The following is a 2809-nucleotide window of genomic DNA, read 5'->3' as shown; positions in this document are numbered from 1 at the left end:
CCGTGGTCGCCCGCACCGACCGGCCCGGAGCCCGCCGGCTGGTCGCCTACACCGTCGGCGCCGCCGACCCCGAGGGCCTGCGGGACTTCGCCGCCCGCACCCTGCCCGACTACCTGGTGCCCGCCGCCTTCGTCCCGCTCGCCGCCCTCCCGCTCAGCCGCAACGGCAAGGTCGACCGCGCCGCGCTCCCCGCACCGGAGCAGCGGCACACCGCCGGAGCCGCCGACCGGACCGAGCCGCGCACCGAGCCGCGCACCGAGGCCGAACGCCGCACCGCCGAGGTCTTCGGCGAGGTGCTGGGCATCCACCCGCCCGGGGTGACGGAGGGCTTCTTCGCGCTCGGCGGCGACTCCATCCTCAGCATCCGGCTCGCCGGCCGCCTCGCCGAGGCCTTCGGCACCGAACTGACGCCCCGCGCGGTGTTCGACCACCCGACCCCGGCCGGTCTCGCCGCACTGCTCACCGGGCGGTCCGGCCCGGGCCGACCGCCCGCCGTCCCCGCCGTCCCCGCCGCCCCCGTGGCGCCCCTGGTCCCGGTCGCCCGGGACGGCGCGGCGCCGATGTCCTACGCCCAGCAACGCCTCTGGTTCCTGGAGGAGTTCGCACCCGGCGGCGCCGAGTACGTGACCGCCCTCGCCCTGCGGCTGCGCGGCCCGCTGGAGGGCGACGCCCTCGGCGCGGCGCTGACCGCCCTGGCCGCCCGGCACGAGTCGCTGCGCACCACCTTCGACGGCGTCGACGGCCACGGCGTCCAACTCGTCCACCCGCCGCAGCCGGTGCCGCTGCCCCGCCACGACCTCGCCCAACTGCCCTCCGGCGAACGGGAGGAGGCCCTGCGCGCCGTGCTCGCCGCCGAACGCGCCCGCCCCTTCGACCTGCGCCGGGGCCCGCTGCTGCGCCCCGCGCTGGTCCGGCTCGCCGCCGACGACCACGTACTCGCCCTGACCCTGCACCACATCGTCACCGACGGCTGGTCCAACGCCGTCCTGCTCACCGACCTGGCCCACCTCTACCGCGCCGCCCTCGACCCGGCCCACCCGCCGCTCGCCCCGCTGCCGGTGCAGTACGCCGACCACGCCCACTGGCAGCGCGCCAACGACGCCACCGACCAGCTCGCCTACTGGAAGGGCCAGTTGGCCGACCTGGATCCCGTCCGGCTGCCGCTCGACCGGCCCCGGCCGACGGTCCGCACCAGCTCCGGGAGCAGCGTCCGGATCGACCTGCCCGCCGACACCGCCCGCGGGCTCGCCCGGGTCGCCCGCGGCGGCGACACCACCCTGTTCACCACCCTGGTCGCCGCCGCCCAGGCCTACCTGGCCCGGCTCGGCGGCGACCGGGACATCGCCGTCGGCACCGTCACCGCCGGCCGCGAGCACCCCGGCACCCAGCGGCTGATCGGCTTCTTCGTCAACACCCTGGTGCTGCGCTCCCGGATCGAACCCCGGCAGCCCTTCACCGCCTTCCTCGCCGAGGTCCGGCAGACCGTCCGGGACGCCTTCGCCCACCAGGACGTGCCCTTCGAGCGGGTCGTCGACGAGGTGCAGCCGGTGCGCGACACCAGCCGCAGCCCGCTCTTCCAGGTGCTGGTCGTGCTGCAGAACACCCCCGCGGCCGAACTCGACCTGCCGGGCCTGGCGGTGACCGACGTCGAGACCGACGCCACCGGCACGGCCTTCGACCTGGTGCTGGAGTTCGCCCACGCCGACGACGGTGCGCTGCACGGCCAACTCACCTACAACACCGACCTGTTCGAGCCCGCCACCGCCGAGCGGATGGCCGAGCAGCTGGCCACCCTGCTGACCGCCGTCACCGCCGACCCGCAGTGCGCCCTCGGCTCCCTGCCGCTGGCCGGCCCCGACCGGCTCGCCGCCGAACTCGCCCTTGCCACCGGCGACTTCCCCCCGGTGCCGGAGGCCACCCTGCCCCAGCTGTTCGAATGGCAGGCGGCCCGCACCCCCGACGCCCCTGCCCTGCTCGACGGCGACCGGGTGATCGGCTACGCCGAACTCGACCGGGCGGCCAACCGCCTGGCCCGGCAGCTGATCCGCGACGGCATCGGCCCGGAACGGCTGGTCGCCCTCGCCCTGCCCCGCTCGGCGGCCGCCGTGGTCGCCCAACTCGCCGTCGCCAAGGCCGGCGGCGCCTACCTCCCGGTCGACCCCGCCTACCCGGCCGCCCGACGGGAGTTCATGGTCCGCGACGCGGGCGCCACCGTCCTGATCGACGACCCCGCCCGGGTGTGGGCCGCCGACGGCCCCGACACCGCCCCCACCGACGCCGACCGCACCACCCCCCTCACCCCCGGCCACCCGGCGTACGTCGTCTACACCTCCGGCTCCACCGGCACCCCCAAGGGCGTCGTGGTCACCCACGCCGGACTCGCCTCCTTCGCGGCCGCCGCCGCCCGCCAGTACGCCGTCGGCCCCGGCGACCGGGTGCTCCAGTTCGCCTCGCCCAGCTTCGACGCCTCCGTCCTGGAACTGTGCATCTCCCTGCTCAGCGGCGCCGCCCTGGTCACCGGCGAGGAGGGCCCGCTGGTCGGCGAACGCCTCGCCGAGGCCCTGGCCGGACGCCGGATCAGCCACGCCCTGATCCCCCCGGCGGCCCTGGCCACCCTCGAACCCGGCACCGCCGGCGCGCTGCCCGAGCTGCGCACCCTGGTGGTCGGCGCCGAGGCCTGCCCCGCCGACCTGGTCGACACCTGGGCCCCCGGCCGCCGCATGGTCAACTCCTACGGCCCCACCGAGGCCACCGTGGTCGCCACCTGGACCGGCCCGCTCACCCCCGGCACCGGCACCGCCCCCGCCAT

The 2809-nt window shown here is 77.1% G+C and carries 1 protein-coding gene; it reads left to right on the top strand.

The annotated features are described in order from the left end of the window. Nucleotides 1-2809: condensation domain-containing protein (locus tag ACFC1T_RS38300; protein WP_375897415.1), on the top strand; the 2809-nt coding region annotated here is incomplete at both ends.

Source organism: Kitasatospora sp. NPDC056076, assembly GCF_042266305.1.
Lineage (GTDB): Bacteria > Actinomycetota > Actinomycetes > Streptomycetales > Streptomycetaceae > Kitasatospora.
The sequence above is the reverse complement of the archived record's forward strand: the minus strand, read 5'-3'. Positions and strand labels throughout refer to the sequence as shown.